At 42.9% G+C, this 24,860-nt stretch carries 30 protein-coding genes; 6 read left to right on the top strand and 24 right to left on the bottom strand.

The genetic code is table 11. From position 1 onward, the window contains the following. Positions 1–35 precede the first annotated feature (35 nt). From ACJJIN_RS00190 to sdhC, 4 genes are read right to left on the bottom strand one after another with little or no spacing between them, the layout of a single operon-like run. Entirely contained in the window at positions 36–740 is a 705-nt protein-coding gene (locus ACJJIN_RS00190; protein ID WP_282933822.1) for a succinate dehydrogenase iron-sulfur subunit, read from the bottom strand. 19 nt (positions 741–759) lie between these two features. Beyond that, entirely contained in the window at positions 760–2,532 is a 1,773-nt protein-coding gene (gene sdhA / locus ACJJIN_RS00185; protein ID WP_282933823.1) for a succinate dehydrogenase flavoprotein subunit, read from the bottom strand. Between the two features lie 3 nt (positions 2,533–2,535). After that, positions 2,536–2,904, bottom strand: a complete 369-nt coding sequence (sdhD, locus tag ACJJIN_RS00180) for a succinate dehydrogenase, hydrophobic membrane anchor protein (protein ID WP_282933824.1) — start codon at positions 2,902–2,904, stop codon at positions 2,536–2,538. Then, positions 2,898–3,272: a succinate dehydrogenase, cytochrome b556 subunit gene (sdhC, locus tag ACJJIN_RS00175; RefSeq protein ID WP_282933825.1), complete on the bottom strand. Its 375-nt coding sequence runs from the start codon at positions 3,270–3,272 to the stop codon at positions 2,898–2,900. The genes sdhD and sdhC overlap by 7 nt, the downstream gene beginning before the upstream one ends. Positions 3,273–3,711: 439 nt before the next feature. Between sdhC and gltA the strand changes: the two genes are divergently transcribed. From gltA to ACJJIN_RS00150, 5 genes are all read left to right on the top strand, one after another. Continuing rightward, positions 3,712–5,001 (top strand): citrate synthase, encoded by a 1,290-nt coding sequence (gltA, locus tag ACJJIN_RS00170; RefSeq protein WP_413662987.1) that lies wholly within the window; start codon positions 3,712–3,714, stop codon positions 4,999–5,001. 316 nt (positions 5,002–5,317) lie between these two features. Beyond that, positions 5,318–5,854 carry a hemerythrin domain-containing protein gene (locus ACJJIN_RS00165; RefSeq protein ID WP_444896420.1) on the top strand — a complete coding sequence of 179 codons (537 nt, stop codon included), beginning with the start codon at positions 5,318–5,320 and terminating at the stop codon, positions 5,852–5,854. A 487-nt stretch (positions 5,855–6,341) separates the two neighbouring features. Next, complete coding sequence (locus ACJJIN_RS00160; RefSeq protein WP_444896419.1) at positions 6,342–8,369, top strand: FAD-dependent oxidoreductase; 2,028 nt, start codon at positions 6,342–6,344, stop codon at positions 8,367–8,369. After that, positions 8,370–9,722, top strand: a complete 1,353-nt coding sequence (locus ACJJIN_RS00155; RefSeq protein ID WP_444896418.1) for a cytochrome c3 family protein — start codon at positions 8,370–8,372, stop codon at positions 9,720–9,722. It abuts the gene before it with no gap. A gap of 11 nt (positions 9,723–9,733) precedes the next feature. Next, positions 9,734–10,282: a Tll0287-like domain-containing protein gene (locus tag ACJJIN_RS00150; RefSeq protein WP_282933830.1), complete on the top strand. Its 549-nt coding sequence runs from the start codon at positions 9,734–9,736 to the stop codon at positions 10,280–10,282. Between the two features lie 368 nt (positions 10,283–10,650). Here ACJJIN_RS00150 and ACJJIN_RS00145 read toward each other — a convergent pair whose 3' ends face one another. Continuing rightward, entirely contained in the window at positions 10,651–10,860 is a 210-nt protein-coding gene (locus ACJJIN_RS00145) for a DUF3820 family protein (protein ID WP_282933831.1), read from the bottom strand. A 148-nt stretch (positions 10,861–11,008) separates the two neighbouring features. Between ACJJIN_RS00145 and ACJJIN_RS00140 the strand changes: the two genes are divergently transcribed. Next, complete coding sequence (locus ACJJIN_RS00140) at positions 11,009–11,278, top strand: YMGG-like glycine zipper-containing protein (RefSeq protein ID WP_108734168.1); 270 nt, start codon at positions 11,009–11,011, stop codon at positions 11,276–11,278. A 91-nt stretch (positions 11,279–11,369) separates the two neighbouring features. Here ACJJIN_RS00140 and ACJJIN_RS00135 read toward each other — a convergent pair whose 3' ends face one another. From ACJJIN_RS00135 to flgA, 19 genes are all read right to left on the bottom strand, one after another. Further along, positions 11,370–12,074, bottom strand: a complete 705-nt coding sequence (locus ACJJIN_RS00135; protein ID WP_444896417.1) for a sigma-70 family RNA polymerase sigma factor — start codon at positions 12,072–12,074, stop codon at positions 11,370–11,372. 22 nt (positions 12,075–12,096) lie between these two features. Further along, on the bottom strand, positions 12,097–12,876 hold the full coding sequence (gene fliP, locus ACJJIN_RS00130) for a flagellar type III secretion system pore protein FliP (RefSeq protein WP_444896416.1): 780 nt from the start codon (positions 12,874–12,876) through the stop codon (positions 12,097–12,099). Further along, a complete protein-coding gene (locus ACJJIN_RS00125; RefSeq protein ID WP_444896415.1) occupies positions 12,860–13,153 on the bottom strand; it encodes a hypothetical protein in 294 nt (97 codons plus the stop codon). The genes fliP and ACJJIN_RS00125 overlap by 17 nt, the downstream gene beginning before the upstream one ends. Before the next feature lie 118 nt (positions 13,154–13,271). Next, positions 13,272–13,583, bottom strand: a complete 312-nt coding sequence (locus tag ACJJIN_RS00120) for a FliM/FliN family flagellar motor switch protein (protein ID WP_444896414.1) — start codon at positions 13,581–13,583, stop codon at positions 13,272–13,274. A 16-nt stretch (positions 13,584–13,599) separates the two neighbouring features. Further along, complete coding sequence (locus ACJJIN_RS00115; RefSeq protein WP_444896413.1) at positions 13,600–14,349, bottom strand: FliM/FliN family flagellar motor C-terminal domain-containing protein; 750 nt, start codon at positions 14,347–14,349, stop codon at positions 13,600–13,602. Next, positions 14,350–15,528 (bottom strand): flagellar hook-basal body complex protein, encoded by a 1,179-nt coding sequence (locus tag ACJJIN_RS00110; RefSeq protein ID WP_444896412.1) that lies wholly within the window; start codon positions 15,526–15,528, stop codon positions 14,350–14,352. It lies immediately after the preceding gene. Positions 15,529–15,532: 4 nt separating this feature from the next. Then, positions 15,533–15,943: a flagellar hook assembly protein FlgD gene (locus ACJJIN_RS00105; protein ID WP_444896411.1), complete on the bottom strand. Its 411-nt coding sequence runs from the start codon at positions 15,941–15,943 to the stop codon at positions 15,533–15,535. A 3-nt stretch (positions 15,944–15,946) separates the two neighbouring features. Continuing rightward, entirely contained in the window at positions 15,947–16,570 is a 624-nt protein-coding gene (locus tag ACJJIN_RS00100) for a hypothetical protein (protein WP_444896410.1), read from the bottom strand. Position 16,571: 1 nt separating this feature from the next. Next, positions 16,572–17,039 carry a hypothetical protein gene (locus ACJJIN_RS00095; protein ID WP_444896409.1) on the bottom strand — a complete coding sequence of 156 codons (468 nt, stop codon included), beginning with the start codon at positions 17,037–17,039 and terminating at the stop codon, positions 16,572–16,574. A 25-nt stretch (positions 17,040–17,064) separates the two neighbouring features. Next, positions 17,065–18,384, bottom strand: a complete 1,320-nt coding sequence (locus ACJJIN_RS00090; RefSeq protein ID WP_444896408.1) for a FliI/YscN family ATPase — start codon at positions 18,382–18,384, stop codon at positions 17,065–17,067. After that, positions 18,384–19,175: a FliH/SctL family protein gene (locus ACJJIN_RS00085; protein ID WP_444896407.1), complete on the bottom strand. Its 792-nt coding sequence runs from the start codon at positions 19,173–19,175 to the stop codon at positions 18,384–18,386. Before ACJJIN_RS00085 ends, ACJJIN_RS00090 begins: the two co-directional genes overlap by 1 nt. Continuing rightward, the gene (locus ACJJIN_RS00080; RefSeq protein ID WP_444896406.1) at positions 19,168–19,545 is read right to left on the bottom strand and encodes a hypothetical protein; all 378 of its coding nucleotides are present in this window, start codon (positions 19,543–19,545) and stop codon (positions 19,168–19,170) included. Before ACJJIN_RS00080 ends, ACJJIN_RS00085 begins: the two co-directional genes overlap by 8 nt. Next, positions 19,535–20,968 (bottom strand): flagellar basal-body MS-ring/collar protein FliF, encoded by a 1,434-nt coding sequence (gene fliF / locus ACJJIN_RS00075; protein ID WP_444896405.1) that lies wholly within the window; start codon positions 20,966–20,968, stop codon positions 19,535–19,537. Before fliF ends, ACJJIN_RS00080 begins: the two co-directional genes overlap by 11 nt. Positions 20,969–20,980: 12 nt before the next feature. After that, positions 20,981–21,280 carry a flagellar hook-basal body complex protein FliE gene (gene fliE, locus ACJJIN_RS00070; RefSeq protein ID WP_444896404.1) on the bottom strand — a complete coding sequence of 100 codons (300 nt, stop codon included), beginning with the start codon at positions 21,278–21,280 and terminating at the stop codon, positions 20,981–20,983. Further along, positions 21,280–21,678 carry a flagellar basal body rod protein FlgC gene (gene flgC / locus ACJJIN_RS00065; RefSeq protein ID WP_444896403.1) on the bottom strand — a complete coding sequence of 133 codons (399 nt, stop codon included), beginning with the start codon at positions 21,676–21,678 and terminating at the stop codon, positions 21,280–21,282. Before flgC ends, fliE begins: the two co-directional genes overlap by 1 nt. After that, on the bottom strand, positions 21,678–22,046 hold the full coding sequence (locus ACJJIN_RS00060) for a hypothetical protein (protein WP_444896402.1): 369 nt from the start codon (positions 22,044–22,046) through the stop codon (positions 21,678–21,680). Before ACJJIN_RS00060 ends, flgC begins: the two co-directional genes overlap by 1 nt. A 12-nt stretch (positions 22,047–22,058) precedes the next feature. Then, entirely contained in the window at positions 22,059–23,207 is a 1,149-nt protein-coding gene (locus ACJJIN_RS00055) for a flagellar basal body P-ring protein FlgI (RefSeq protein ID WP_444896401.1), read from the bottom strand. A gap of 21 nt (positions 23,208–23,228) precedes the next feature. Further along, a complete protein-coding gene (locus ACJJIN_RS00050; protein WP_444896400.1) occupies positions 23,229–23,906 on the bottom strand; it encodes a flagellar basal body L-ring protein FlgH in 678 nt (225 codons plus the stop codon). Further along, positions 23,903–24,859, bottom strand: a complete 957-nt coding sequence (gene flgA, locus ACJJIN_RS00045; RefSeq protein WP_444896399.1) for a flagellar basal body P-ring formation chaperone FlgA — start codon at positions 24,857–24,859, stop codon at positions 23,903–23,905. The genes ACJJIN_RS00050 and flgA overlap by 4 nt, the downstream gene beginning before the upstream one ends. Between the last annotated feature and the right edge of the window lies 1 nt (position 24,860).

The following is a 24,860-nucleotide window of genomic DNA, read 5'->3' as shown; positions in this document are numbered from 1 at the left end:
AACCCCAGCGGGCCGATAACCGGCCGCAGCATCCCCTACACGGCGCGGGTCAGCAGCATATTGCGGATATGGCCGATCGCGCGCGTCGGATTCAGTCCTTTCGGGCAAACATTGACACAGTTTTGAATACCGTGACAACGGAATACGCTGAAGGGGTCATCCAGATTTGACAGGCGCTCATCAGTAGCCAGGTCGCGGCTATCTGCCAGGAAGCGGTAAGCCTGCAACAAACCAGCTGGGCCGATAAACTTGTCCGGATTCCACCAGAAAGACGGACAGGAAGTGGAACAGCAGGCGCACAGGATACACTCGTACAGACCGTCAAGCTTTTCGCGATCTTCCGGAGACTGCAGACGCTCGATGGCCGGAGCCGGGGTATCGTTTTGCAGGTACGGTTCAATCTTCTTGTACTGCTCGTAGAACTGCTCCATATCCACAACCAAGTCGCGGATAACAGGCAGGCCCGGCAGCGGACGCAGAACCAGTTTACCCTTGGGGGCAGCTTCAGACAGTGGCGTAGTGCACGCCAGACCATTGCGACCGGAAATGTTCATACCGTCAGAGCCACAAACGCCCTCACGGCAGGAACGACGGAAAGACAAGGTCTGATCTTCGGCTTTCAGCAGTTCCAGAACGTCCAACACCATCAGGTCCTTGCCCTTGGTGTCCAGTTCATAGTCCTGCATATAAGGCGCTTTGTCGGTTTCCGGGTTGTAACGGTAAATGCTTACTTTCAACATACTCTATTCCGCTCCCGAATCAGTAAGTCCGAGCTTTCGGTTCAAAGGCTTCCATAGTGTTAGGCGCGAAGTTTACTGCACGCTTGCCAACACGTTTTTCCGTGGGGAAATACATAGAGTGGCACAGCCAGTTTTCATCATCGCGCTCCTGGAAGTCCTCACGGGCGTGAGCACCGCGGCTCTCAGTGCGGGTCTCTGCAGCAACTGCAGTGGCCTCGGCAACTTCCAGTAAGTTTTGCAGCTCCAGCGCTTCAACACGGGCGGTGTTAAACGCGCGGCTCTTGTCTTCGAGGCGCACATTTTCAATACGCTCGCGCAGATCTGCAAGCTTCTTCACACCTTCGGCCATAAAGTCGCCGCGACGGAATACGCCGAAGTGGTTCTGCATCACGCCCTGCAGCTCTTTGCGCAGGTCGGCAGCCTTCTCACCCTTCTCATTGGTTTCCAGGTGATTCAAGCGAGCCATAGCGGCTTCGAGATCAGACTCGGAAGCTTCGCGGTGCTCGATACCTTCGCGCAGGGACTTCTCAATAAACAGGCCGGAAGCGCGACCGAATACCACCAGGTCCAGCAGGGAGTTACCGCCTAAGCGGTTGGCTCCGTGTACGGACACACAGGCAACTTCGCCACAGGCGTAGAAGCCATCAACAATCTGATCGTTACCCGCAGCGTCCTGGGTCAGAGCCTGACCGTGAACGTTGGTGGGAATACCACCCATCATATAGTGACAGGTAGGTACTACCGGGATCGGCACCTTAACCGGGTCGGCGTGGGCGAAGGTCTTGGACAGCTCACAGATACCGGGCAGACGGCTGTTGAGCAGCTCTTCACCCAGGTGATCAAGCTTCAGGAATACGTGATCGCCTTCCGGGCCACAGCCGCGGCCGTCGAGAATCTCGAGAACCATAGAGCGAGCCACAACGTCGCGGGAAGCGAGGTCTTTGGCGTTGGGCGCATAGCGCTCCATAAAACGCTCACCATCTTTATTGATCAGGTAGCCACCCTCACCGCGACAACCTTCGGTCACGAGTACACCGGCACCGTAAATACCAGTGGGGTGGAACTGCCACATCTCAATATCCTGCACCGGCATACCGGCACGCAGGGCCATACCGACACCGTCACCGGTATTGATGTGTGCGTTGGTGGTGGAAGCGAAAATACGACCGGCACCGCCGGTTGCGAATACAGTCGCTTTGGATTTGATATAAACCACTTCGCCATCTTCGATGCACATGGCGATCACACCCACAACAGCACCGTCCTGGTTCTTCACCAGGTCAATCGCAAACCATTCATTCAGGAATTCGGTTTTGTGCTTAACGTTGTTTTGATAGAGGGTGTGTAGCAGTGCATGGCCGGTACGGTCAGCAGCAGCACAAGTACGTGCAGCCTGGCCACCGCGGCCGAAATCTTTAGACTGACCGCCGAAGGGGCGCTGATAAATACGACCCTCCTCAGTACGGGAGAAAGGCAGGCCCATGTGCTCCAGCTCAAATACCGCTTCTGGACCTACGGAACACATATATTCAATAGCGTCCTGGTCACCGATATAGTCGGAACCCTTAACGGTATCGTACATGTGCCAGCGCCAATCATCGTTGGGATCTGAACTGGCAATTGCACAGGTAATGCCACCCTGGGCAGATACTGTGTGAGAACGAGTCGGGAATACCTTGGTAATAACCGCAGTTTTATAGCCGGACTGGGCCATCTGCAGGGCAGCGCGCATACCGGCACCGCCTCCACCAATTACAATCCCGTCAAATGAAATAGTACGCATGTTCGCCATTGCTTATACACCCCAAAGAATTTCAATGCCCCACACCGCGTACAACACGGCAACGGCAGCCAGAATCACTTCTACGAACAAGCGCAGAACAGTGGCTTTACCGCCCATCATCCGGTTGGTGATGTAGTCAGTTACCACGGACCAGAGGCCAATCCAGGCGTGAATAATGGTGGACAGCAAGGCAACCAGGCTGAAAACACGCATCCAGCGCTGGGCGAACAGTTCGGACCAGGCTTGGTAGCCGAAGTCTTTACTGAAAAAGATAAAACCCACTATAAAGAGGGTATAGGCGAGCAATATTACCGCAGTGACTCTCTGGTAGAGCCAATCGAAAGTACCGCTACGGCCAAAGCTTGTTACTGTTTTTACCACAACCATACTCCCGCCAGAAGAATAAGGATTACAGCCAGCACCAGCACTGACACAGCGCTGCGACGGCCGCCTTCGAGACTTTCACCTACTCCCATATCCATAAACAGATGACGAACACCTGCCAGAATGTGGTAAATAAGTGCCGCCAGCGATGCCCAGAGAATGAGCTTGGCAGGGATACTGTTAAATACCGCTGCAATTTCGGCGAATCCCTGCTCGGATTCCAAACTGACATCGAGCATCCACAGTAGTAGTGCAACAACAACGAAGAGCACTACACCGGAAATACGATGCAAAATGGAAACCACAGCGGTAGCGGGAAGCTTTATAGTGGAAATGTCTAAATTGACAGGTCTGTTTTTGTTCACAGGAAAAACACCTTGTTGCCCTGAACGACCGGGCGCCCGTTAGCTTTTCAATGGAGGGACGAGCTGCTTGCTGATTACTTTGCACTCGACCTGATGAAGCCTTATACAAAGTAGCCGTACCATGGCGCAAGCCGCGCGGATTATAGGCATTCACTAGTCAAAACACAACGAACGCCTGCGATTACGCCGAGTTCCCACCAGTATCGCGCAGTAAATCGGGAATCGCGGGATTTCCTCAGACTTTCCTGTGCATTATCTAGACAAATACTCTACGAGTATGGAGCGGAACCGGATATCCTGTCGCCAATAGACTGGCCGTCCATTCCTTTTGGTTTGACAATTTGCGGCGCGGCACTTAAGTTTGGCCCCGCTCAAAAGGCCGCTAGCTCCCGAAAACAGCGGGAAAAGGCCGGCATAAGAACATTTTTAGGAGTCCGCAATGTCCGATAAAAAAGCGCACCTCACAGTCGATGGTATCGACGGCGCTCTTGAGATGCCAGTTCGCTCCGGCACCCTCGGCCCCGATGTTATTGATGTCGGCGGTCTGACCAGTAAAGGCTTATTTACTTACGACCCGGGCTTCGTATCTACCGCCTCATGTGATTCTAAAATCACCTTTATTGATGGCGGCAAGGGCCAACTGCTGCACCGCGGCTACCCCATCGAGCAACTGGCAGAAAAATCCGATTACCTGGAAACCTGCTACCTGCTGATGAATGGCGAACTGCCCAACGCAGAAGAAAAAAAGAAGTATGTAGACACCATTATGTCTCACACCATGGTTCACGAATCCCTGGTGAGCTTCTTTAAAGGCTTCCGTTACGATGCCCACCCAATGGCGATGATGTGTGGCGTAGTTGGTGCCCTCGCTTCCTTCTATCACGACTCCCTGGATATCACCAATCCGGAGCACCGCGAGATTTCCGCCCACCGCCTGATTGCCAAGATGCCAACCCTGGCAGCCATGTGCTACAAGCACTCCCAGGGCATGCCCTTCATGTACCCGGACAATAGCCGCAGCTATTCCGAGAACTTCTTGCACATGATGTTTGGCAACCCCTGCGAGCCCAGCAAGATAGACCCGGTTGTCGCCAAGGCAATGGACATCATCTTCCTGCTGCACGCAGACCACGAGCAGAATGCATCCACCTCCACTGTTCGCCTGGCTGGCTCTTCTGGTGCCAATCCGTTCGCCTGTATTTCTTCCGGCATTGCCACTTTGTGGGGCCCCGCTCACGGCGGCGCCAACGAAGCGGTATTGAACATGCTGCAGGAAATTGGCGACGAAAGCCGTATCGACGAATTCGTGAAGCGCGCCAAAGATAAGAATGACCCCTTCCGCCTGATGGGCTTTGGTCACCGCGTCTACAAGAACTTCGATCCACGCTCCCGCGTAATGCAAGGCATCTGTGATGAAGTTCTGGGTGCCATGGGTGCAGAAAATGATCCTCTGCTGAAGATCGCCAAGAAGCTGGAGAAAATCGCCCTTGAGGACGATTACTTCGTAGAGAAGAAACTCTACCCGAACGTAGATTTCTACTCCGGCATTATTATGAAGGCTATCGGTATCCCCACCGATATGTTCACCGTAATTTTTGCCACAGGCCGTACTTCAGGCTGGATTGCACACTGGAATGAAATGATTTCCAATCCGTACAAAATTGGTCGTCCTCGCCAGCTGTATACCGGCTACCCGCAGCGCGATTATGTACCGCTCGAGCAGCGCTAAGCTCAAGCAATCAAAAAAACCCGGCTATGCCGGGTTTTTTATTAATTAGATATTTGAATTTATTTTGATTCTACCGGCGATAATCAACTACATTTCGATAAAAATTAAAAAGCAAACACCTGAAGTGTGACACAAGTCCCAATTTGGAAATTTTGCTTTACTCGCCCCTTCCATAACAGTTAAACCAACTGTCATCCAATGTAAAATCCGCCACGCCCGCCGGGACCCAAACAGCTTTGCTTTCTTTAAGTTACCCCCAACTTCGCGGCGCTATCAGACCTAATAACAAACCTTTAAATTTACTGAGACTAAATTCATGCTTAGTTTTATTTCTGGAATGTTCCGAAGTAACAAAACAGAAGACGCGGCGGACCTTGAGGAAAAATATACTCGCAGCTCTTATGCAGGAGCTAAAGGTGCCCGCACAATCTCTTACGACCCCACTCTAATCAAAGCCCTTGAAGACGATCACCGCACCCTGATCAGTATTTTTCAGCGCATGTGGTCAGAGGGTTATGAGAAGCAGAACTACCGCCAGCTATCGCAGCTACTGACCCAATTTAAATCTGGCTTCCAGGCCCATCTAATCAAAGAAAATGTACGTTTTTACGTATACCTAGAGCAAGCACTGGCTGGCGATACCCACACACTGCAAGTAGTTAAAGATTTCCGCACCGATATGAATGAAATTGCAAATGCCGTTGTGCAATTTTGCAAACGCTACAACCACGAAGCCTTTACCCCTGAAATGGTTCGCGATTTCAAAATGGATTATCAGAAAATCGGTGAAGCGCTAACTCGCCGTACTGCCCTAGAAGAAAAAGAACTCTACGTCCTTTATCAGCCCTCCTAAAAGCAACGTTTAGTTTTTTTATCAGGAGTAGTGAGATATTTAACCTAGGAATGCCGATAAAAAACAAATCTTTACAATAGGCATACTATTTTACAGTCCGCAGCCCACAAGGACGGGGCCGCATATTTTTTGGCCGCTCAGCTGTCACAAAGTAACTGGAAAGCACTCCCCTCTCCCCGCCAATTTTCACAGTCAAATTAAATATAAGCACCGAATTTGGGCAAGTTACATTTAGCTCTCCAAAAAACTGTGCGCATCAGTTAAATCCAGTCTTATTTTCCGACCTGACCTTACTTTACACCCAATTCTCTATCGTCATCGTTTATTTGGTACTAGACCTTTATTTAATTTTGTTTAAACATATAGGGACTAGAATTCAAAAAAACACCAAAGAGTGGGATATTAGTCTAAGAAAATTAGCAGGCCATCTGGCAGACAAATTAAAAATACAAAGACTAATAGAAAATCAAAGCAGTCGGGGGGAGGTATGACTGAGCTAGACGACACACTTGTCGAGCAATTACCAAGCGGCATCCATACTAATGATAACAGTTACCCAATTTATGTAATTATCGGTACTGGTCCGGTGGGTGTGCGTTGCGCACAAAAATTATTAGAATTCTGTGATGAAGCTCAAATTGTTATCTATGGAGCAGAAACAGAGTCTCCCTACAACCGGGTTAAACTTTCTCAATATTTATCAAGCCATGTAGAGTTGGAGGAGCTTGATAACCCTATTCTCAGTCAAAGTGACCACCGCCTAGCAGAATATATTGACCGTAAAATAGTCTCTATTGATCGCTCCAAAAAAACAGTCACCGATGCTGCAGGGAATATACAACCTTATTCCAAGCTAATAATAGCGACTGGATCAAATCCTATTATTCCGAAGATTCCGGGTGCGGATCTGCCAGGTGTTTACCCTTTTCGAAGTCTGCGTAACACCAATGATTTACTTGAGTTAAGGGAGCAGAATGCAGACATCTGTGTTATCGGTGCTGGTGCTCTGGGCCTTGAAGCTGCAACCGCGTTAAAAACACCTAAAAACAACATCACTTTACAATCCAGAGGACACTTACTCAGCGGGCTCCTGGGTGAAGAAGGAGAGGAGTTCCTAAAGTCCGCACTCACTGCACTGGGTGTAGAGTTAAAAATTTCGGACTCCCTAACATCCATTGAAGAGAGCGATAGCAAGCGCCTACTCACTTTTGAAAGTGGCGAAAAAATTCCCGTCGACGCTATCGTGTTGTGCACTGGGATTAAGCCGGAAATTAGCCTGGCCGAACAGAGCGGACTTTCAACTAAACGCGGAATCGTAGTCAATGAATGGATGCAAACTTCCGACCCGGATATTTACGCCGTAGGCGAGTGCGCTGAGTTTGACAAGAAAGTCTACCAATTGGTCCGACCGGGCTACGAACAAGCTGAAAGCTGCTGCTCACATATTCGTCGCAACCATAGCGGTAAATCTCTCTCGCAGCCCTACTCCGGCACTTATACCGATATTCAGCTGAAAATTGCCCATATTCCCTGCGGAATAATGGGAGAGGTAACCCCAGAAAACCTCAATCAGCAAGAGGGCGTTGAGAGCCATGTCTATCGCAATCGTTTTAAGGGGATCTATAGACGCTTATTTATCAAAGGTGAATACATCGTTGGGGCCATTTATATTGGCAGCTGGGATGAAGCCAATGAATTGCGCCAGACCGTAGCACAGGAGCAAAAAATCTCTCTGCGCACACTGAAAGACTTTGAAAGCGAAGGGCGAGTGTTTGCCAAAAAAAGCGGCAATAGCATTAAAGATTTTCCCGATAGTTATCTAGTCTGCCAGTGCAACTCTGTCACCAAAGGGGAATTATGCAAGGCTATTTCCGCTGGGAAGCGCAATTTAAACGAATTGCAACAAGCGACAACAGCCGGGTCTGTTTGCGGTAGTTGCCGCCCGCTAATGGCTGAGCTTCTGGATGTGCCAGCTCCCAACTTGGTAATGCGACACTCCAAGGGGATATTGATAACTTCTGTTCTGTCATTAATCCTGATAGCCCTGGCTTTCCTGATGCCGCCAGCTCCAGTTTCCTCCTCAGTGCAGACTGCACTTTTTTGGGAAAAGCTCTGGTACGACAATTTTTGGAAGCAGGTTACGGGCTATACCATTCTCGCTATGTGCCTGTTTACTGCCGCTCTCAGTATCAGGAAACGTTGGAATAAACTTAACCTTGGGCATGTCGATCACTGGCGCTATGCACACAGCGTTACAGGTTTAATCGCTCTACTTGCTCTCGCTGTACATTCAGGCTTCCGCCTTGGTGAAAACCTGAATTTGGCATTGATGCTGGTATTTCTAACTGCAACCGCAACTGGTTCTCTCGTCGGCGTTTTTATGGCGCGCAACCACCATTGGACTGACCTGAAACTTCGCGAACACCGAAAATGGTGGTCCCGAGTTCACTATGCCCTGCTCTGGGCCTTACCGGTCCTTCTCGCCTACCATATTTTTGCGATTTATTACTTCTAGATGAAATCATATCAATTTAAATTCTGGCATTACGGTGTATTGCTAACGCTGGCTATCGGCTCTGCGGTGGCATACAACCTTAACGTTGACGATAAATCTCTATTTATCAGTGGAGATGCCACGCACGGTCACCATCAAATTGAGCTGGCTTGTACTTCCTGCCATACCGATGGCTTTGCCGGTGAGGATGCTGTTCAGCAAGCTTGCTTGAATTGCCATGCGGAAGAACTGGAGCTTGTAGACGACTCACACCCCCGGCAGAAATTTTTAGATCCACGCAATGCTGTACTTCTGGAGACTCTTGACGCACGGCTATGTGTAAGTTGTCACACTGAACACAAACCACAGATCACAGGAGAGATGGGCGTAACCCTGGCGGGCGACTTTTGCTTTCACTGCCACAGCGATATTGCCGAAGAGCGCAGTAGTCACAAAGACCTGGGATTTGAAACCTGTGCGAGTGCGGGCTGCCACAACTATCACGATAATGGCTCCCTCTATGAAGACTTCCTTATCGCCCATGTTGATCAACCTGATCTATTGGAAACTGCAAAGCTTCCCGCTCGTACAGCAGTTCAGTCCTGGCTAAATGAGCATTCAGATAAAGCCCCTTTAAAAGTTAGCGAAGCAGACATTAGCAGCTCTAGCCAGACTGCAGAAATCGCAACGGTCTGGGCACAGAGTATTCACGCACAAACAGAGGTGAACTGCAGCAGCTGTCACGTCGATAGGCAAATGCAATTCAGTAGTGTTGAGATTGTCGAGCAATGTGCTAGTTGCCACAGCGATCAAAAAGAATCCTTCACTCAAGGAAAACATGGAATGCGCATGTCCAACAAGCTGGAAGAGGGCTTTATCCAGCAGGTCGGCGCCATCTCCCCGCAACAGGCCCGCCTTCCCATGAATACCAGCGCAACGGATGAATTGAGCTGTGTCAGTTGTCACGGGCCCCATGAAGTAAATCTGCAATTTGCCGCTGTAGAGGCTTGCCTGGGGTGCCACAGTGATGAGCACAGTCTCTCTTACAAAGAGTCCCCTCACTTCGATACCTGGAATTCAAACCCAGAGGGTGGCGTAAGCTGTGCCAGCTGCCATTTACCACGGGAAACCCATGGCGAACAGGTTGTAGTTAACCATAATCAAAATCATAACCTTCGCCCCAATGAAAAAATGATGCCCGTTTGCCTGAGCTGTCATGGAGCCGAATTCTCCCTTGCTGCCCTGGCTGACAAAACTCTGATTAACAATAATTTCAAGCATAAACCCGCAGAGAAGCATGAAACATTCGAGCTGATCCGCGAGCGTATTGCAAGGATTACCAAAAGCAAAAACAAGCAAAATCAATCCCAATAGGAGGGGAAAATATGCGTATTGCCGCTTGTATTATCGCTGGACTGGCACTGCTCACCGGCTGTGAGAAAAACCAGGGAGTTGCTCCGGAGCGAATGGCGGATGCCATCTTTGCCGTTATCGAGGCAGACAGGGCCAACTACACCAACAAGGTTGTAAACCGCCTGCAGAACGAGGAGAAAATCCTCGACGCTGATGAGCACTGGCAAGATAAGAAATTGCTACCACTCCCCGCGCAGATGATGCGTATGGGAGCTGAGCGTGTTGCCGAAAATGAGTCTGGCTTTAACTATGCCCTGCTCTCCCTGTGGCCAATCAACAAGCAAAACAAACCGCGCACAGAGATGGAAAAAGAGGGCTTGCAGTACGTAATCGACAACCCAGGGAAAAACTTTTACGGCCGCGAAAAACTAGGTGATACCGAGTACTTCACTGCAGTATATGCGGATGTAGGTGTTTCACCTGCTTGTGTGAGCTGTCACAACGATCACGTAGACAGCCCGCGCACTGACTTTGAGCTGGGCCACACTATGGGTGGTGTTGTTATCCGAATCCCACTCTGATCAGTTAGTTAGTAGATAGCTGCGTCCGACTTTCGAGTCGGGCAACTCTCTCACAAAATATTGCCGACGAATATTAGTCGGTGAGAACTAAGTTTAGAATAATTTAAAAGAGTGGCGGCCGAATTCGTTTCGACCGCTCCCTCTTTTAAGCTGACTGGCTCTACTCCCGCTACTACCTCGCTGAAATCATTCAGACCAGTGGTTACCCGCTGTGGGCCTATTTCCGGGTCAGTCCAGTCTCCATTACGGCCCGCTTTTTCTTGGGCTTCGCTCCGCAAAGCACACCTAGGCATTACTATATTAATGTCAAAGTCCCGCAGAGCAAACCGACCAAGGTGATTGCAATACTGGGAAAACCTGCTAAAAGGTCAGCGCAGAGGATCAATAAGCCCCTGCAATCCCTCTACTTTTATCTCCAAGGCTAATGCCATTAACTGTCCTAGACGCCCCTCTGGAAACCCCTTTTTTGCGAACCAAAGCAGGTACTCCTCAGGCAAATCTATTAAAACCCGGCCCGAGTATTTTCCAAATGGCATTTTGAGTCGAGCCAGTTCTACCAAGTCTTGTTTTTCGAACACCTTAACAACCACCTAAATGTCGACAAAAAAAGGGAATGAAACTCCCAATTTGGATTTGTTGCCAGTGCATGCGGACTCTACACTGGCTCCGAAATAGTCGGCCTGCGCCGATTCTTTATACCTCAACCTTCCAGTAACAGAGGTGTCTATGCGTATCAAAGCTATCAAATATCTCAGCTTGGCCGCAGTATTGACTGCAAGCCTTGGAGGTACGGGCTGCGCCAATATGAGTGATACCGACCGCCGAATCGGCACCGGTGTCGGTATAGGCGCAGTAACAGGTGCCTTGATCAGTGGCGGGCGCCCCGGTGGCACTGCCGCAGGTGCGGTTATTGGTGCCGGTGCAGGCTACCTTTATGATAGGGAGAGAAAACGTAGAGACTACTATCGCTACCGAGGCCGTTACTATCGTTACTAAATCAATTTACGGGGCCAGCATAAAGGAAAGACACAGGTGAAGACATAAGTCACACCTGTGTCACTAGAATCGATATAATATTGGTGGAAATTTAAATAACCTTGTTCCAACACGTTTGCTTGTTAACATGCTCTCTAATCGATGCTAGAAGATCACTATGAAGTTGCGCCACTCTAGATTTACTAAGCTTCATTGCTTTAGCTATATCCGAATAACTCTTGTCCTCAATATACCTCATCCTAATTAGATTCTGGTTAATTGTTGGTAGTTTTTCTATGTAATCCAATATTTGCTGAAAGAATGCTTGTCCCTCCAATGAATCATAAGGGAAATCCGATAATGAGGTTTCGCCATTGAGCCAACTTGACTCTAAAAGGTAGGAGTAGCCAAAGTCTAAAGTCGCACCTACAATTGAGTCAAACAGACTGTCGCTGCCTCTTGTGGAAAAATCGATGTTAAATTCCATCATATTTTCTCCTGAGAAGTAGCTATGTAAGCTTGCTCTTTCGGAGTAGGAGCTTACACCATTCATAACGCTGCCTTTTATTCTGAAAGAAGCATACGTTTTAAAAAATACTTTTTTCTTCCTATCATATTTGCTTATCGCATCCAATAGGCCCAGCTCAGCTAGCTGTAGTAGATCTTGTAAATCTACCCCCAGATGTTGACACTTCCTATAAATCAAGCCTGCAATAGTATGGCTATAACTTCGATAATATTCGAATAAATAATTTCGTGCAGACATTAACCCTGATGTTTCTAGAGAAACCCACTTCTCTGTAAGATCTTCTTCCATACTTTTAATGAAAATTTAAATTCTAAGAAAAACTTCCAAGCAGCGAATACGCCAATAGAGACCATCCATCGATCAACACAAAAACAAGCACTTTAATGGGCAATGATACTGTAGTTGGTGGCAACATGATCATTCCCATAGACATTAAAACGCTTGCTACAATTAAATCTATCATTAAAAATGGCAGAAAAATCATAAACCCTATTAAAAATGCAGATTGTAATTCGCTAATTAGAAATGCAGGGACAAGTGTGAAGAGCCCTACTTCATCAATACTCTCTGGCACACTCTTACCAGACATCTCATATACAAGAGATATATCCTTCTCGCGAGTTTGTTCGACCATGAATTCTTTTAGTGGCGGCTGTGCACCTACTAATGCCGCCTCAAAACTAAGATCTTTATTAAGGTATGGCTGTATCGCATCTTCATTAACTTTCTCAAAAACCGGAGTCATTACGAATATGGTCAGCAAAAATGCAAAACTAATTAATACACTATTAGGGGGAGTACTAGGCATAGCCAATGCCTGGCGAAGCATAGACAAAACTATAACTATCCGGGTGAAAGCCGTCATTAGCATCAGCAATGCAGGCGCAACACTTAACAGTGTAAGAGTTAGTAAAATTTGAAAAGGTGCTGACAAACCAACTCCAGTGGAATTCTCATCAGCTAGGGAAAGTTGCTCAGCAGCAATATTTGGAAGTAATGATTGAGAGTAACCATTTAATGGAAAATTAAAAATAAATACTAAAAAAGCAACAACAAATAAAGTATTTTTATTTTTAAGCTTTAGAGACATTAGATATACTCAATCCACCAGGGCCACAAACAAGCAAGATATTTTCATCATCAACTTCAAGCAAATAAACAGTTAAAGTTTGAGACAAAGGCAACTTTTCTTTAAGAGAAACCCTAGAACTAACACCCTGCGACGATTTTTTTTGCTTAGCACGTATAAAAAAAACAACAATCACGAAAACCACAAGTACCACTAACCAGTACAGCCCTAAATCACCACCCCAAATAAAGTACTCCTCTTTAAAACCAATCTGAGCAGACGCAAGATAACTTCTCATGGCATCAAAAACCTAAAATCACATAAAACATGAATCAATGAATAATTCCAGAATAGAAAAACACAAAGCAGAAAAAAATACCTGCATCACTAAATTTAACATGTCGACGCTAATATTTTTACGAAATCGAAAATTTCTCCTCAACTTCTACACCGTAAAACCCATCCACTACAACAAGCCTACCTTTTGCAAAAATTTCCTCTCCAACTTTCAAGCATACATTTTGGTTAGAAGGAGTGTCTAATTCTAAAACACTACCAACAGTCAACGACATTAACCTATCAAGGGCGATGATTGTACTACCTAATTCAACCTTTACCTCTAGAGTGATTCCCTTAAAGAAGCGGGGACTTATTGTTTCAAATATTTTCTCTCCAGAGAATTCTTTAACTTCCGGCAACTCAACGATCTCAACAGTTCTATCAGTCATAATATTCCTTAAATAATTAATTAGAGGCAAGGCGCACAGCGCTATTGGTTTTTTTCGAGCACATCTCACCTACAATATCAATCTCATCGTTCTCAGATTTAAGAGTTATTTTACTTTCTATTTTTTTATCAAGTAGTACGATATCTCCGACCTCAATCTCCAATAGGTCTTCAATGGACAATTTCAAGTTTGACACATTTGCAATAAACTTGACTGATTGATCTTTTAAAATCGAATCCATTGAGCAAATCGAAATGTCATCTGAGATAGAGCTATGATCAATATCCAGCAAAGAAAATACAATTTCTTGACCCAAATAAATTTTAGTATAAAGTTCTTCAGATATTTGTATCTCTACGACACACCATCCACTGCCATAGCAAAAAACACTCTCCTTCAAGCAGGAAGGCTCACTATCGAAGGTTACATTAGGAAACTGGCAAGCTAAATCTGAAAACAACTTATTAAGAAGCTCTATACATATATTGTGCTCAGTATCTTTTAATGAAACTTGTCTACCTAATAATGCACCAACAATCTGGCTTGATTGTAACTCCCATGCTTCAATATGTAAGCAGCCACCAAAATATTTCCTAGTTTTTATCGCCTTCGTATCAAGACTTAGATTAGATAAGTTTTTGACGGTTGGCTTAATATCTTCTTTTTTGAACCAACGTAGCCCCCACTCTTTACACTTATCTATAATAAAATTTTCTACTCGCTGAATCTGTTTCGGTGAATAAGTATAGAAATAGTTAGCTCGCATTTAGCCACCTTTTGCACTATTATATAGCTCTTCAATCATCTGATTAGATATGGTTAGAACTTGTGAGCAGGCTTGATAACCTCTCTGTATAATAACAATTTCTGAAAACTCATCAGTAACATCAACATTTGAGCGCTCCAAAGATTGAGCCTTTATATACCCGACCATTTTCTCATCTGCAGATGCTATGGCGCTAGGATCTGAATCACTATAAAAATGACTGTTATTAATACTGCTCAATACACTCTTATCTACAAACAATGCAAGTCCAAGCGAGTAAGGTTTTTTAATATCTCCATTTGTATAGGTGAGTATTATAGAACCAGAGCTATCGAAGCTAATATCCTGCAAAGTTCCAAAACTTCTACCGTCTATAGATTGTAACTGTAAAGCATTTGTTTGGGATGGGAAACTAGTGAGACCTGTGAATTCCCCGGCTTTGCCAGCAGAAAACACAATATTTTGTGTTTTACCATTATCCAATTCAAGTGCCACATTTATTGTATTAAATCCAGAGACCGGAGATCCGGCAGCGGTGAATTTTAATGTGTCCGATCCTACAATTTCACCGGATTCGTTCGTTACCTCAGCCAACCAATCATCGGTCGACTGCTTTGTATAGGTTATAGATAATTTCTGATTTCGCCCCGAAAAATCTACAACATCTACTGATATTGGACTTTCATCTTCTGATGGAAATTCTATGTCATCTGCCGACAACGAACTTAAATTACCTGTCAGGCTAACTTCTGATGTTGGCTCATATGAAGAAAACTGCATATCAGAGATATCTATATTTACTAACTCGCCACTATCAGTAATGCTTAGTACCTCTCCACCTGTATTTGAGTCCACAAGCACTCCGGAGTCAAATACAAACTGACCCGCTCTAGTATAAGATGTTCCAGTCTCGCTCCTAACAATAAAAAACCCCTCTCCCTCTATGGCCAGATCAGTATTCTCTCCAGTTGAGTAAATATCTCCATTAGAGAATGAAACCCTCTCATTGGAGAGGTGTACTCCATTCCCACCATTGTCATTAACTTCCTGAAAGAATGTCTCCTTTTTCTTAAACCCTACGGAGTTCATATTTGCAACGTTATGGCTTAAATCATCCAATTTTTTTGTAAATGCACTAAATCCAGAAAGACTATTTGATACAACATTAGAAAGACTCATAAAACTATTCCTTTACAATACGGATATCATTAAGGGATAAATCAGGTATCAAGATTCCGTCGGAGGTTGATAATGAAATATAGGGTACCCCCTGTTCGAATCGAATAGATTCAACATTTCCAATAGTAGTTCCATTTTCACCATTTACTTCTACTAACTTTCCAAGCAAACTTAAAGATTGACTTACTGCATTAACTTCTAGCAATTCAGTAATTCCGGCCTCTGTTGCACGCGCCAACTCTAGGTTAGAAAATTCCGCTAGCTGCGTCAGAAACTCTCTATTATCAACCGGATCGAGCGGGTCTTGGTAATTTAGCTGGGTGATAAATATCTCCATGAATTCATCAAGTTCTACAGAGGCCTGTTGATCTGCCCCCTGAGATTCCATTACTCGCCCTACAGATTCAATTGCCATAAGTCATCGCCTATTTTTAGTAATATATGAACCATTAATTAAATACTTATCTACTCTAATGCCGTACTTGTCTAGAATTTTATCAACAACTTCAAGTAGCTCGTTAAGATCTGCAAAATAATTACGAAGCCTTAGTTCAACAAAATCACCTTTAAAACAAAAATTTAACAGGCTTTTCTCTGGCAAAACCCTTAACAATTGCTGCGTGACAGCTTTTTCAACTCTACTTTGGGGTTTTGTAATAATATCTTTTAACTTACCATCTAAGAATTGTAATTCATTGATTCTATCCCTAGATGGTAAAACGGTAGACTCTGAAAGTTTATCTAACGTGTTACTTTTCTTTTGGATTGAATGACTGGAGACCAAACACTGTTCTAGTGTAAAGATCGATTTTTGGTACTCATTCTCTTGGACTGCACTATTCAGAAAACTATTTTTTGGTTCAGAATTGGAAGCACTACCTACCTCCCTAGGCACCTTGTCCAGTTGCCGGCTTGGATCTGATGCAGAAATAACAGCCTTTTCCCATTCAACTAGCCTAGACGTTTCTGCTGAAAAGCCTTGGGTTGAAGAGTCTCTAGTTACACTTACGTTATAGTCGGGAAAGTCTTTAGACAGGTGCATGCTATTTTTCCTGTATGCAAGAAAGAGACGAAATATTATTTAAATAATTAATAGATTCAGCCTCCTCTTTAAGTTTTAAAGCTATTTTTTTTCCCTTGCATATAAAGCCAAGTTCATCAAGAGCTATACTTTTATCAAAAATATCATTTTTAAGTGATTTTAGTTTTCTCTCTTTATCCACCAGTTCTTCATTATTCACCTTGATGCGTTTTCCAAGTATAGAAATGTATCCATGAAGAACTCCTATCTCGTGTGGGCTAGCGCCTCTACTTTCCAACAAAGCTAAATATTGGACTTCAAGTTCAGCTAAAGACGCTGTGTCAACCTGGATTTTATTAGAGAGACTGTGAATTTTTTGCTTAATTTCTTTTTTGGTTCTACTCAGTTCAAAAATCTTATATTCAATCATCTTAGCGTAAACACTTAGTGATTGAACTTCTTCCCTTAAATATTTTATATTTTTAAGCACTTGCAATACTCTACTGAGATCAAGCCTAAAGGGATAGCTCTAGAATTAATTTCTCGAACTCTTTTAGAATTACATCCCGATAATTTCTCTCTCCGGAATATAAAAGTTGATCAACTTTAGAGCTTACCACAATTGATTTATCCAAGTCCGGTTCATCACCCTTTTTATAAGCTCCTATTTTTATCATAGTTTTAGCCTCATCAAACAAGGAAAGACTATTCTTTATTTTTCTAATTACATTAAGCTCTTCTTTGGTGGCCAAAACAGTAAGTAAACGACTTACACTATTTAGCAGGTCTATGGCTGGGTACTTGCCTTGTGCGGCAATTTCTCTATTCAATATGAAGTGACCGTCTAAGATTCCACGCATATAGTCAGCTATTGGATCACTCATATCATCCCCTTCCACAAGAACCGTGTAATAAGCAGTTATCGATCCACGCTCTTTAAAATTTCCAGCCCTCTCAATAAGATCGGGAAGCATTGAATAGCAGGATGGCGTATATCCCTTAAATGATGGCGGCTCTCCTCGAGATAGACCAATTTCTCTTTGCGCCATGGCTAGACGTGTTATTGAGTCCATAGTTAGCAGAACATTATTCCCTTGCTTGCAGTAAAATTCTGCAATTTTTGAAGCAGTAATTGCTGCATAAACTCTTACCAGTGGCGATTGATCAGGTGTTGCAACAACAATAATTGACTTTGAAAGTCCTTCACTTCCGAGAACGTCTTCAACAAACTCTGTAACTTCCCTACCTCGCTCCCCTATTAGGGCTATAACATTAATCTCAAAATTGTCCCCTTTTAGTAAAGCTCCCAGTAATGTAGTTTTCCCAACTCCGCTGCCTGAAAATATACCTATTCTCTGTCCAAATCCTACTGTCAACAGGGAGTCAATTACTGGTACTTGCGTATGCACAATCTCAGAGGTTTTCTCTCTAGAAAATGGGTTTACCGGAGTAGCAAAGTTAGCAATATTTATTGCCGAGCCTCTAACCTCCCCTCGGCCATCCAAAGGAGAACCGAAAGGATCTATCACACGCCCTATGAGATGCTCACCACAATTAACCGTGCTTACCCTATCTCCCTTTTCTATTTTATCCCCAGCTCTAAGTCCTACAATTGAACCTAGAGGCATCAACAATAATCTATCATCTTCGAAACCAATGACTTCTGCTTGAACTTTCTCACCTCCAGTAGCTTTGCTGACTAAGCAAATATCCCCAACACAAGAATCCAATCCCACAGCAGAAAATGTGCTCCCATGGAAGCCAACAATTTTGCCGTATTTTGATATTGTTAATGACGATTGAATAGATTGTATCAGGAGATCTGTGCAAATCATCAGTAGCTCAACTCATTATTTATAGCTTCGGATATTAGTTTATTAATCTCCGACATCTGTATCCCTAAGCCAATGTCCCATAAGCCTTGATCATGTTCTACCTGAATCCCCCCTACTGGGAGGCTATTTTTCATCATGAGCTTTACTTGGCTTCCAGCAATCTCCCGTACAAGATCCAAATTCTCCGACAATCTTAGATAATCTGCTTCATGAAGATAAATTCTCACCTCGTTTGAGGCTCTGAGGTTATCTAAAGCTGAATTAATGACAGCTATAATTCCTTCGTTTTTGCAATATTCTCTTCCTAAAATTTTACAGCACGATTCAAAGGCTAGAAGCACGAACAGCTTGTCCACATCTGAATGAATTTCAGTCGATAATTTCTTAATAAAGTCAATTTCTTCTTCAACCTTTTGACCGTACTTCTTTTCTAACGCAAGCTTTTCTGCGTTTACTTCTAGTTGTGCCTTCTGATACCCGTCTCTATACCCTGAGGACTGTTGCAAAGCTACATTTTTATCACAGTACGACAAGATTCCTTGCATCTCTATTCTTATTGTAGTCAGCTGAGACTCCAACTCCTGAATTTTGGCTTCTTTTCTAGAGATATCTGAAGTTAACTCGCCTATTTCTGTTTCCAGGATTTCAATTTTTTTTGTAAGATCAGGATAAATTTCAGTGGTTCTTTCTGTAACAGAATACTCCTCAATCTCCAGTGTGTTATTCACATCCGTAGTTGGCCTATATACACCTGATACTGATATTGCAGATCCACGCATCACCTTAGGCATTAGTGGTCCCCTTTAATTCCTGGCGAACGAGCTCTTCCAAAACCACCTTTAGGTGACTAGAAAGTTCATCATCGACAATTGCAATATCGTTACCATTACCGACAATAATTTTCGAAACACAAGCAGGGAGTCTATTATCAAAATATTTTTTTTTAGAAAAATGCATATTGGTTGATTTCATAACTTCATCAACCAATCCTTGCATTTCTTTATAACTGATATTCTTAATATTATCGCCATCAACAGTCTTCAAACTCCTGGCAAATAACTTTCTCTCCTCCATGCTTAACTTAAACTGAATCCATAGCTTATCAAAATTGGAGAGTGATAAATATTTAAGTAAAAGTATCTTTCCTCCACTACATAACATTTTTTCTTCCCTCTTTAATATCACCAACCAGAAACAATCTGATGTCTTCTAACAGCGCTTCCCTTTCAGGCTTTGATATTCTATTTTTCCTATAATTTATAAACCAGACAGAAAAAACTATTACAATCAGCAAAATATACAACCAGTACTGCTGTAATAATCTCAATATTTCTTCCTGAGACAGTTTGAAGTAAGCTTTGTCTGTAACATCAGGCTGTTTAAGCTTGACTTGATTGCGCAAATGTACATTGTTAACCTGTGTTATCTCTGTATGCAGTGGAGCCACAATCTCGACCGGTATAATTTTCTCAACTGAAACCCTATCTCCACGTTTCAAGTCCAGTCCAGCGCTATTTATAATTAGATTTTCTAGCTTACCTACTATTGAGTCCTCAATATCCTTAGATAGAATTACTGAAATACTAATTTTTTGTATCGCCCCAGGTACTTCTTTGGTTTTTACCAGCTCGGTTGTATATTGATAACTATTTTCAATACTTTCTGAAAGAATAGAATCACCCTGTCCATCCAGGGACCCTATTGTTGAAGGCGTAGCTTTCTTTTCTCTGAACTTTCTATCCGATTTACTGTTAATTAACAAACCTGCTTCAGAATCCGATAACGGAACGACTCCATTCTTTGTGCTTTCTCTTTTTGTATTGTCAAGCGTAACATCAACTACAATTTCAAATTTATTAGGTTTCATGATTCCAGAAAACAATCTAGAAATCTTTTCGTGATAGTGGCGCTCCACTTCCAGTTTCAGATCCATGTATTGCGATCCCCCAAACATCCCATCATCCTGACCCGATAAGAGGCGCCCCATTACATCCATAATGGTTACATTTTCTGAGTTTAAATTGGGAACTGCGGAAGACAATAGAAACTGTATTCCTATAATTTCTTTAGTTTCTAGTGTATTTCCATCTTTTAAGTCAAGTATTACTGAAGCTTTCGCATCTTCGCTATTTTTGCGAAAAGCCTTATATTCAGGTATTACAAGGTGTACTCTAGCACTACGAACGATTGCCAGTGTCTTAATTGATTTCTCTAACTCACCCTGGAGAGCTCTTTGATAAAAAACCCGTTGGGAGAAATTAGTAAGGCCGTAGGTCGAACTGTCAAAAATTTCAAACCCTATATTTTGCTGTCCTAACGCTCCACTTCCAGCAACAATCATCCTTGACTTGGATAGATCATTTTGATCAACATAGATTGAACCAGTACCTCGCTCTATATCAAAAGCAATATTCTCCCTAGCTAACTCATCAGCCACCCTGACAAGTTCGTCATTTGTGAGGTCGTATGCTAAAGCGGGCTTTCCTTTATTAAAAAGGAAAATTAAAATTAAGGCAATCAACACAGAAACAATAATGAAAAATAAAATAATTCTCATCTGGTTGCTTTTAAAATCAAAAGGCATGAGATGAATCCCTTATATCTGCATTTTCATTACTTCTTGATATCCTTCAAGAAGTTTATTTCTTACTTGGGCAACCAAGTCAAAATTTAGCTTTGCTTTACTTATACTTGCAATAACTTCATGTACGTTATCTAAGTTTCCCGCAGCTAGATCAAGAGACAACTCTTCTGCCTTACGATATTTGTCATCAGCAGTTCGCACAATAGCGCTCATAACATCAATAAAACTTTCCTTATTGTCATCGTTATTACTTATTTTCTGTGGACCTAAATATCCCAAATAGGATATTGAATCAATTTCGTTTACGCTCATTATCGTTTACCCATATCTATAGACAGCTGTATAAGTTTCTTCGAAGCTTCCAAAGCTTGAATATTGGCCTGATATGAGCGGATAGAAGTCATAAGTTCAACCATCTCTTCTGCAATATCTACATTTGCCCGATAAATATAGCCATCAGCGTCTGCAAATGGATGAGAGGGCGAGTAAACCTTGCCAGCTTCCAAATTCTTCTCGATAACTGATATATTTTCTACACCTTTTGCTATACTTTCTGGAGAGGAATAGGCTACAACATCTATCGCTTTGTAGGCTTCGGATTTATTCTTTGCAACGACATTTGCATTAGCTATGTTACTCGCTACTGAGTCGATTTTTTGTCTGTGGTAATTTAGACCACTTAAATTAATTGAAAAGCTATCTAAACTCATCAGCGCCCCTCTCTAACTGCTGCTTTTAATATTTCTGACAATTTTGATTTCGCGGTGATTAATGACTCAAATAAAAGAGTATTCTCAGCCAATCTTGTCATCTGTCGCTCTAAAGTTACAACCTCTAGTGAGCTTATTTCACTTCTTGGCTCCCAATTAGTCGCCAACCACTCAAGTTCATCGGTATTTTGATTTTCAATGAGCTCTGCTAGTTCACGATAAAGTACTCCTTTGGATGTAGTTTTTCCTACATAACCGACTGTATCAATATTTGCTATATCATTTCCGATTAACTTATTCTCCATGACTGTTCTATTTATAGACTTTGTCAAGATCTCTGAAGTTACACTTCCTATTAGATCTGCCATATTATTTTACCTTTATTGAATCTCAAGTTTTGCATGCAGTGCACCAGCTGCTTTTATGCCTTGCAATATAGCAATCATATCCCTCGTACTAACGTTAATTTGTTTCAGTGCTCTAACTAAATCATTAACGGTACTACCTCGAGGTAATGAAACTGCCAACAATCCCTGTTCTCGAACTTGTAAGTTTGTTTTTGGAGAAACTACTGTGGATATGGGCGAAGAATTAGCACCATTAAAAGAGGTATTTTTTGTTGATAAAGCCAGTATATTCGGTTGTGAAACCGTATATTCTGTAGCGATACTTAATTCCAAGTTACCATGCGATATTGATACTGCTTCGATAGTTACAAAACCGCCAGATACAACAGTTCCTGTTCTTTCATTTATAATAATTTTTGCCGTAATATCTGGATTAATTGATATATTCTCTATCTTCGACAAAAGTTCAACTAGATTACTGTTATCGGGTACTGAAACATCTATTTTTCCGGCATGGCGAGTTACGGTATGTAAACTTGGAAAATTTAATTGTATCGCTTTCGTAACTCTATCTGCTGTGGTGAAATCAGGCTGTGATAAAACTACACTTAAGTACCCATCTTTAACTAATCTAGTGGTAACTTCCCTCTCAACGGTAGCCCCGTTTGCGATAATACCTACCGTTGGATGATTCTTTTGAACGACATTACCGTTTAATCCATACGAGTATCCACCCACTGAAATTGGCCCTTGAGCCAGTGCATAAATTTCGCCATTCGCTCCAGTAAGAGGTGTCATTAAAAGTGTTCCACCAATTAAGCTCCGTGAATCACCTATAGATGATATATTGACATCTATCGTATCGCCCGGCTGATTAAATGGAGGTAGCGTTGCGGTCACTATAACCGCAGCAACATTTCGACTGCTGATATCGTCCTCATTAACAGATATTCCAAATCTAGCTAAAGTATTTGTTATTGACTGTATTGTAGAACTGGACCTCCTTGTATCTCCTGTACCTGCTAAGCCAGCTATCAATCCATAACCAACCAACGCATTTTCTCGAACCCCCTCTATTCGAGCAATTTCTTTAAGCCTGACAGAGGCAAACAAGGGTTGTGATAGTAAAGCTATAAATATAAATAATAACGTTCTTGGATATATATACTTATATCTGAACATAGCTAAAAATCTCTAAAATTCTTACTTACTTTTCTCATAGAGGGCATTATCAAACTGATGATTTGCTTGATATTTATCCTCTGCACTACCTAAAAGGGACCCAGAAGAACAACAGAAAATACGGGTAAATTTTTGCCAAACAGTGATAGCCTGTGGATCCTCACCAGAGTAAATTATTCTAGCTCTACTAATTCTATTTGAACTGACCGTATTATCTGCATCTATATATAAAGGACTAACAATGCCGGATATTGATATATATTGGTCCTCTCCATTAACCACGAGGTGCTGTCTTCCTTCAATAACTAAGTTACCGGTAGGCAGGATTTCTACAATTTCTGCAGTAATAACCGCTTGAAGTAAACCGTCTTTATTACTACTTGATCCTTTATTGGCTCCATAGCCTAAAGCAACATCTGCTTCAGCATCAAATACTTTATTCTTAATTTTGAAGTTATAGCCACTATTAATGGCACCAAATAATCCTGCATCTGCACTCGTGCTGTTTGCTTCGCTAGAAGCTGCAAGGGAAGACTCCACAACAACCACTGTCACGGTGTCTCCAATATTTACACTTCTATAATCGGACATCAAAGGTTCAAATGTAACCTCATTAAACAGTGATTCGCTGTTTGCAAAATCAGCTATTAACGCTAAGTAAGTCACACACAAAATTGATATTTTCTTCAAAAACTTCATGTCTCTTCCATAATTATTACAGTTTTATTATTTTCAACCTTTCCTTCTAAGTAACTTTGCCCATAATCAACTTTAATTGATACATATTCACCCAGGTTTGCATCAGACATAGCCGTTCCGGTAGTGAATACCTTGACTTGGTTGACAATTGAAATTACTCGAACTGTGTCGCCGGATTCTATGTCCGGTATGGATTCAAAATTATCCTTCACAAGCACTTGACCAATGCCGATATTTCTTTGCAAACGTGTATCCGCGGGAACTTCTTTTATAGTTACGCCCTTAACTTTTGTGACATCTACCAGACTATTTTTTACTCTAATACTTGAAGAGTGAGTTCCCTGTTCTATATTTTCTGCTGCTGTTAATACATCTCGGTAATCTTCTACTTCAACCCAAACTGTCGTGATACTTGGCTGCTTAAGATGTCCTAAAGAAGAAATTGTTATTGCTTCTATCTTTCGTAATTCGCCCTTGACTGATCTACTCAGATGGTACTTGTCAAAGGAATTACAAACATTTAAATTTTCAGCTCTTTGTAAGATCTTTACAGAAAATTCTTTTGATTCTAAGAGCTCTTCTTTATAAACACTCTTTATTTTTTCCTGTAGTTCTTTTTCGTTAAAAACAGTCATTTGGCATTTAACTTTAATTACGTCAGGGCCCAATATCGAAAATGAATGTTCGGGATATTGTTGTATAAGGAGCTCGGAAATATCACTCTTTCTTAACCAAAAGCCACTAATTGACTGATTTAGTTTCAGATACTGTGGAATAAATAGCACTTGATTCTTAAGCAAACTCGTGTTGGTCTTCCCTAAATCTTCTAAAGCTATACCATTTTTTCCAAGTACGGCAGACGGATACAACCTTAAGTATTTCTGTTCACTGTGCGCAGAGTGCACAAATAAAAGAACTATAAAAATAGGTATGTAAACTGTCCAAGCTCTCACT

The organism is Microbulbifer maximicatervae (SeqCode) (genome assembly GCF_052467505.1).
This window is presented reverse-complemented; position numbering and strand designations above follow the sequence as displayed.

Excerpts from the sequence above, each read along its gene's own strand:
- sdhA (WP_282933823.1), bottom strand. The coding sequence starts at position 2,532 with ATGGCGAACATGCGTACTATTTCATTTGACGGGATTGTAATTGGTGGA.
- ACJJIN_RS00050 (WP_444896400.1), bottom strand. The coding sequence starts at position 23,906 with ATGAAGTTTTTGAAGAAAATATCAATTTTGTGTGTGACTTACTTAGCG.
- ACJJIN_RS00085 (WP_444896407.1), bottom strand. The coding sequence starts at position 19,175 with ATGCCTAAGGTGATGCGTGGATCTGCAATATCAGTATCAGGTGTATAT.
- ACJJIN_RS00160 (WP_444896419.1), top strand. The coding sequence starts at position 6,342 with ATGACTGAGCTAGACGACACACTTGTCGAGCAATTACCAAGCGGCATC.
- ACJJIN_RS00135 (WP_444896417.1), bottom strand. The coding sequence starts at position 12,074 with ATGGAAGAAGATCTTACAGAGAAGTGGGTTTCTCTAGAAACATCAGGG.
- ACJJIN_RS00060 (WP_444896402.1), bottom strand. The coding sequence starts at position 22,046 with ATGGCAGATCTAATAGGAAGTGTAACTTCAGAGATCTTGACAAAGTCT.
- ACJJIN_RS00120 (WP_444896414.1), bottom strand. The coding sequence starts at position 13,583 with ATGACTGATAGAACTGTTGAGATCGTTGAGTTGCCGGAAGTTAAAGAA.
- ACJJIN_RS00105 (WP_444896411.1), bottom strand. The coding sequence starts at position 15,943 with ATGGCAATTGAATCTGTAGGGCGAGTAATGGAATCTCAGGGGGCAGAT.
- ACJJIN_RS00140 (WP_108734168.1), top strand. The coding sequence starts at position 11,009 with ATGCGTATCAAAGCTATCAAATATCTCAGCTTGGCCGCAGTATTGACT.
- ACJJIN_RS00110 (WP_444896412.1), bottom strand. The coding sequence starts at position 15,528 with ATGAGTCTTTCTAATGTTGTATCAAATAGTCTTTCTGGATTTAGTGCA.
- ACJJIN_RS00150 (WP_282933830.1), top strand. The coding sequence starts at position 9,734 with ATGCGTATTGCCGCTTGTATTATCGCTGGACTGGCACTGCTCACCGGC.
- ACJJIN_RS00100 (WP_444896410.1), bottom strand. The coding sequence starts at position 16,570 with ATGCACCTGTCTAAAGACTTTCCCGACTATAACGTAAGTGTAACTAGA.
- fliF (WP_444896405.1), bottom strand. The coding sequence starts at position 20,968 with ATGCCTTTTGATTTTAAAAGCAACCAGATGAGAATTATTTTATTTTTC.
- ACJJIN_RS00090 (WP_444896408.1), bottom strand. The coding sequence starts at position 18,384 with ATGATTTGCACAGATCTCCTGATACAATCTATTCAATCGTCATTAACA.
- flgC (WP_444896403.1), bottom strand. The coding sequence starts at position 21,678 with ATGAGTTTAGATAGCTTTTCAATTAATTTAAGTGGTCTAAATTACCAC.
- ACJJIN_RS00115 (WP_444896413.1), bottom strand. The coding sequence starts at position 14,349 with ATGCGAGCTAACTATTTCTATACTTATTCACCGAAACAGATTCAGCGA.
- fliE (WP_444896404.1), bottom strand. The coding sequence starts at position 21,280 with ATGAGCGTAAACGAAATTGATTCAATATCCTATTTGGGATATTTAGGT.
- ACJJIN_RS00125 (WP_444896415.1), bottom strand. The coding sequence starts at position 13,153 with ATGAGAAGTTATCTTGCGTCTGCTCAGATTGGTTTTAAAGAGGAGTAC.
- ACJJIN_RS00190 (WP_282933822.1), bottom strand. The coding sequence starts at position 740 with ATGTTGAAAGTAAGCATTTACCGTTACAACCCGGAAACCGACAAAGCG.
- ACJJIN_RS00165 (WP_444896420.1), top strand. The coding sequence starts at position 5,318 with ATGCTTAGTTTTATTTCTGGAATGTTCCGAAGTAACAAAACAGAAGAC.
- fliP (WP_444896416.1), bottom strand. The coding sequence starts at position 12,876 with ATGTCTCTAAAGCTTAAAAATAAAAATACTTTATTTGTTGTTGCTTTT.
- gltA (WP_413662987.1), top strand. The coding sequence starts at position 3,712 with ATGTCCGATAAAAAAGCGCACCTCACAGTCGATGGTATCGACGGCGCT.
- ACJJIN_RS00055 (WP_444896401.1), bottom strand. The coding sequence starts at position 23,207 with ATGTTCAGATATAAGTATATATATCCAAGAACGTTATTATTTATATTT.
- ACJJIN_RS00080 (WP_444896406.1), bottom strand. The coding sequence starts at position 19,545 with ATGTTATGTAGTGGAGGAAAGATACTTTTACTTAAATATTTATCACTC.
- ACJJIN_RS00155 (WP_444896418.1), top strand. The coding sequence starts at position 8,370 with ATGAAATCATATCAATTTAAATTCTGGCATTACGGTGTATTGCTAACG.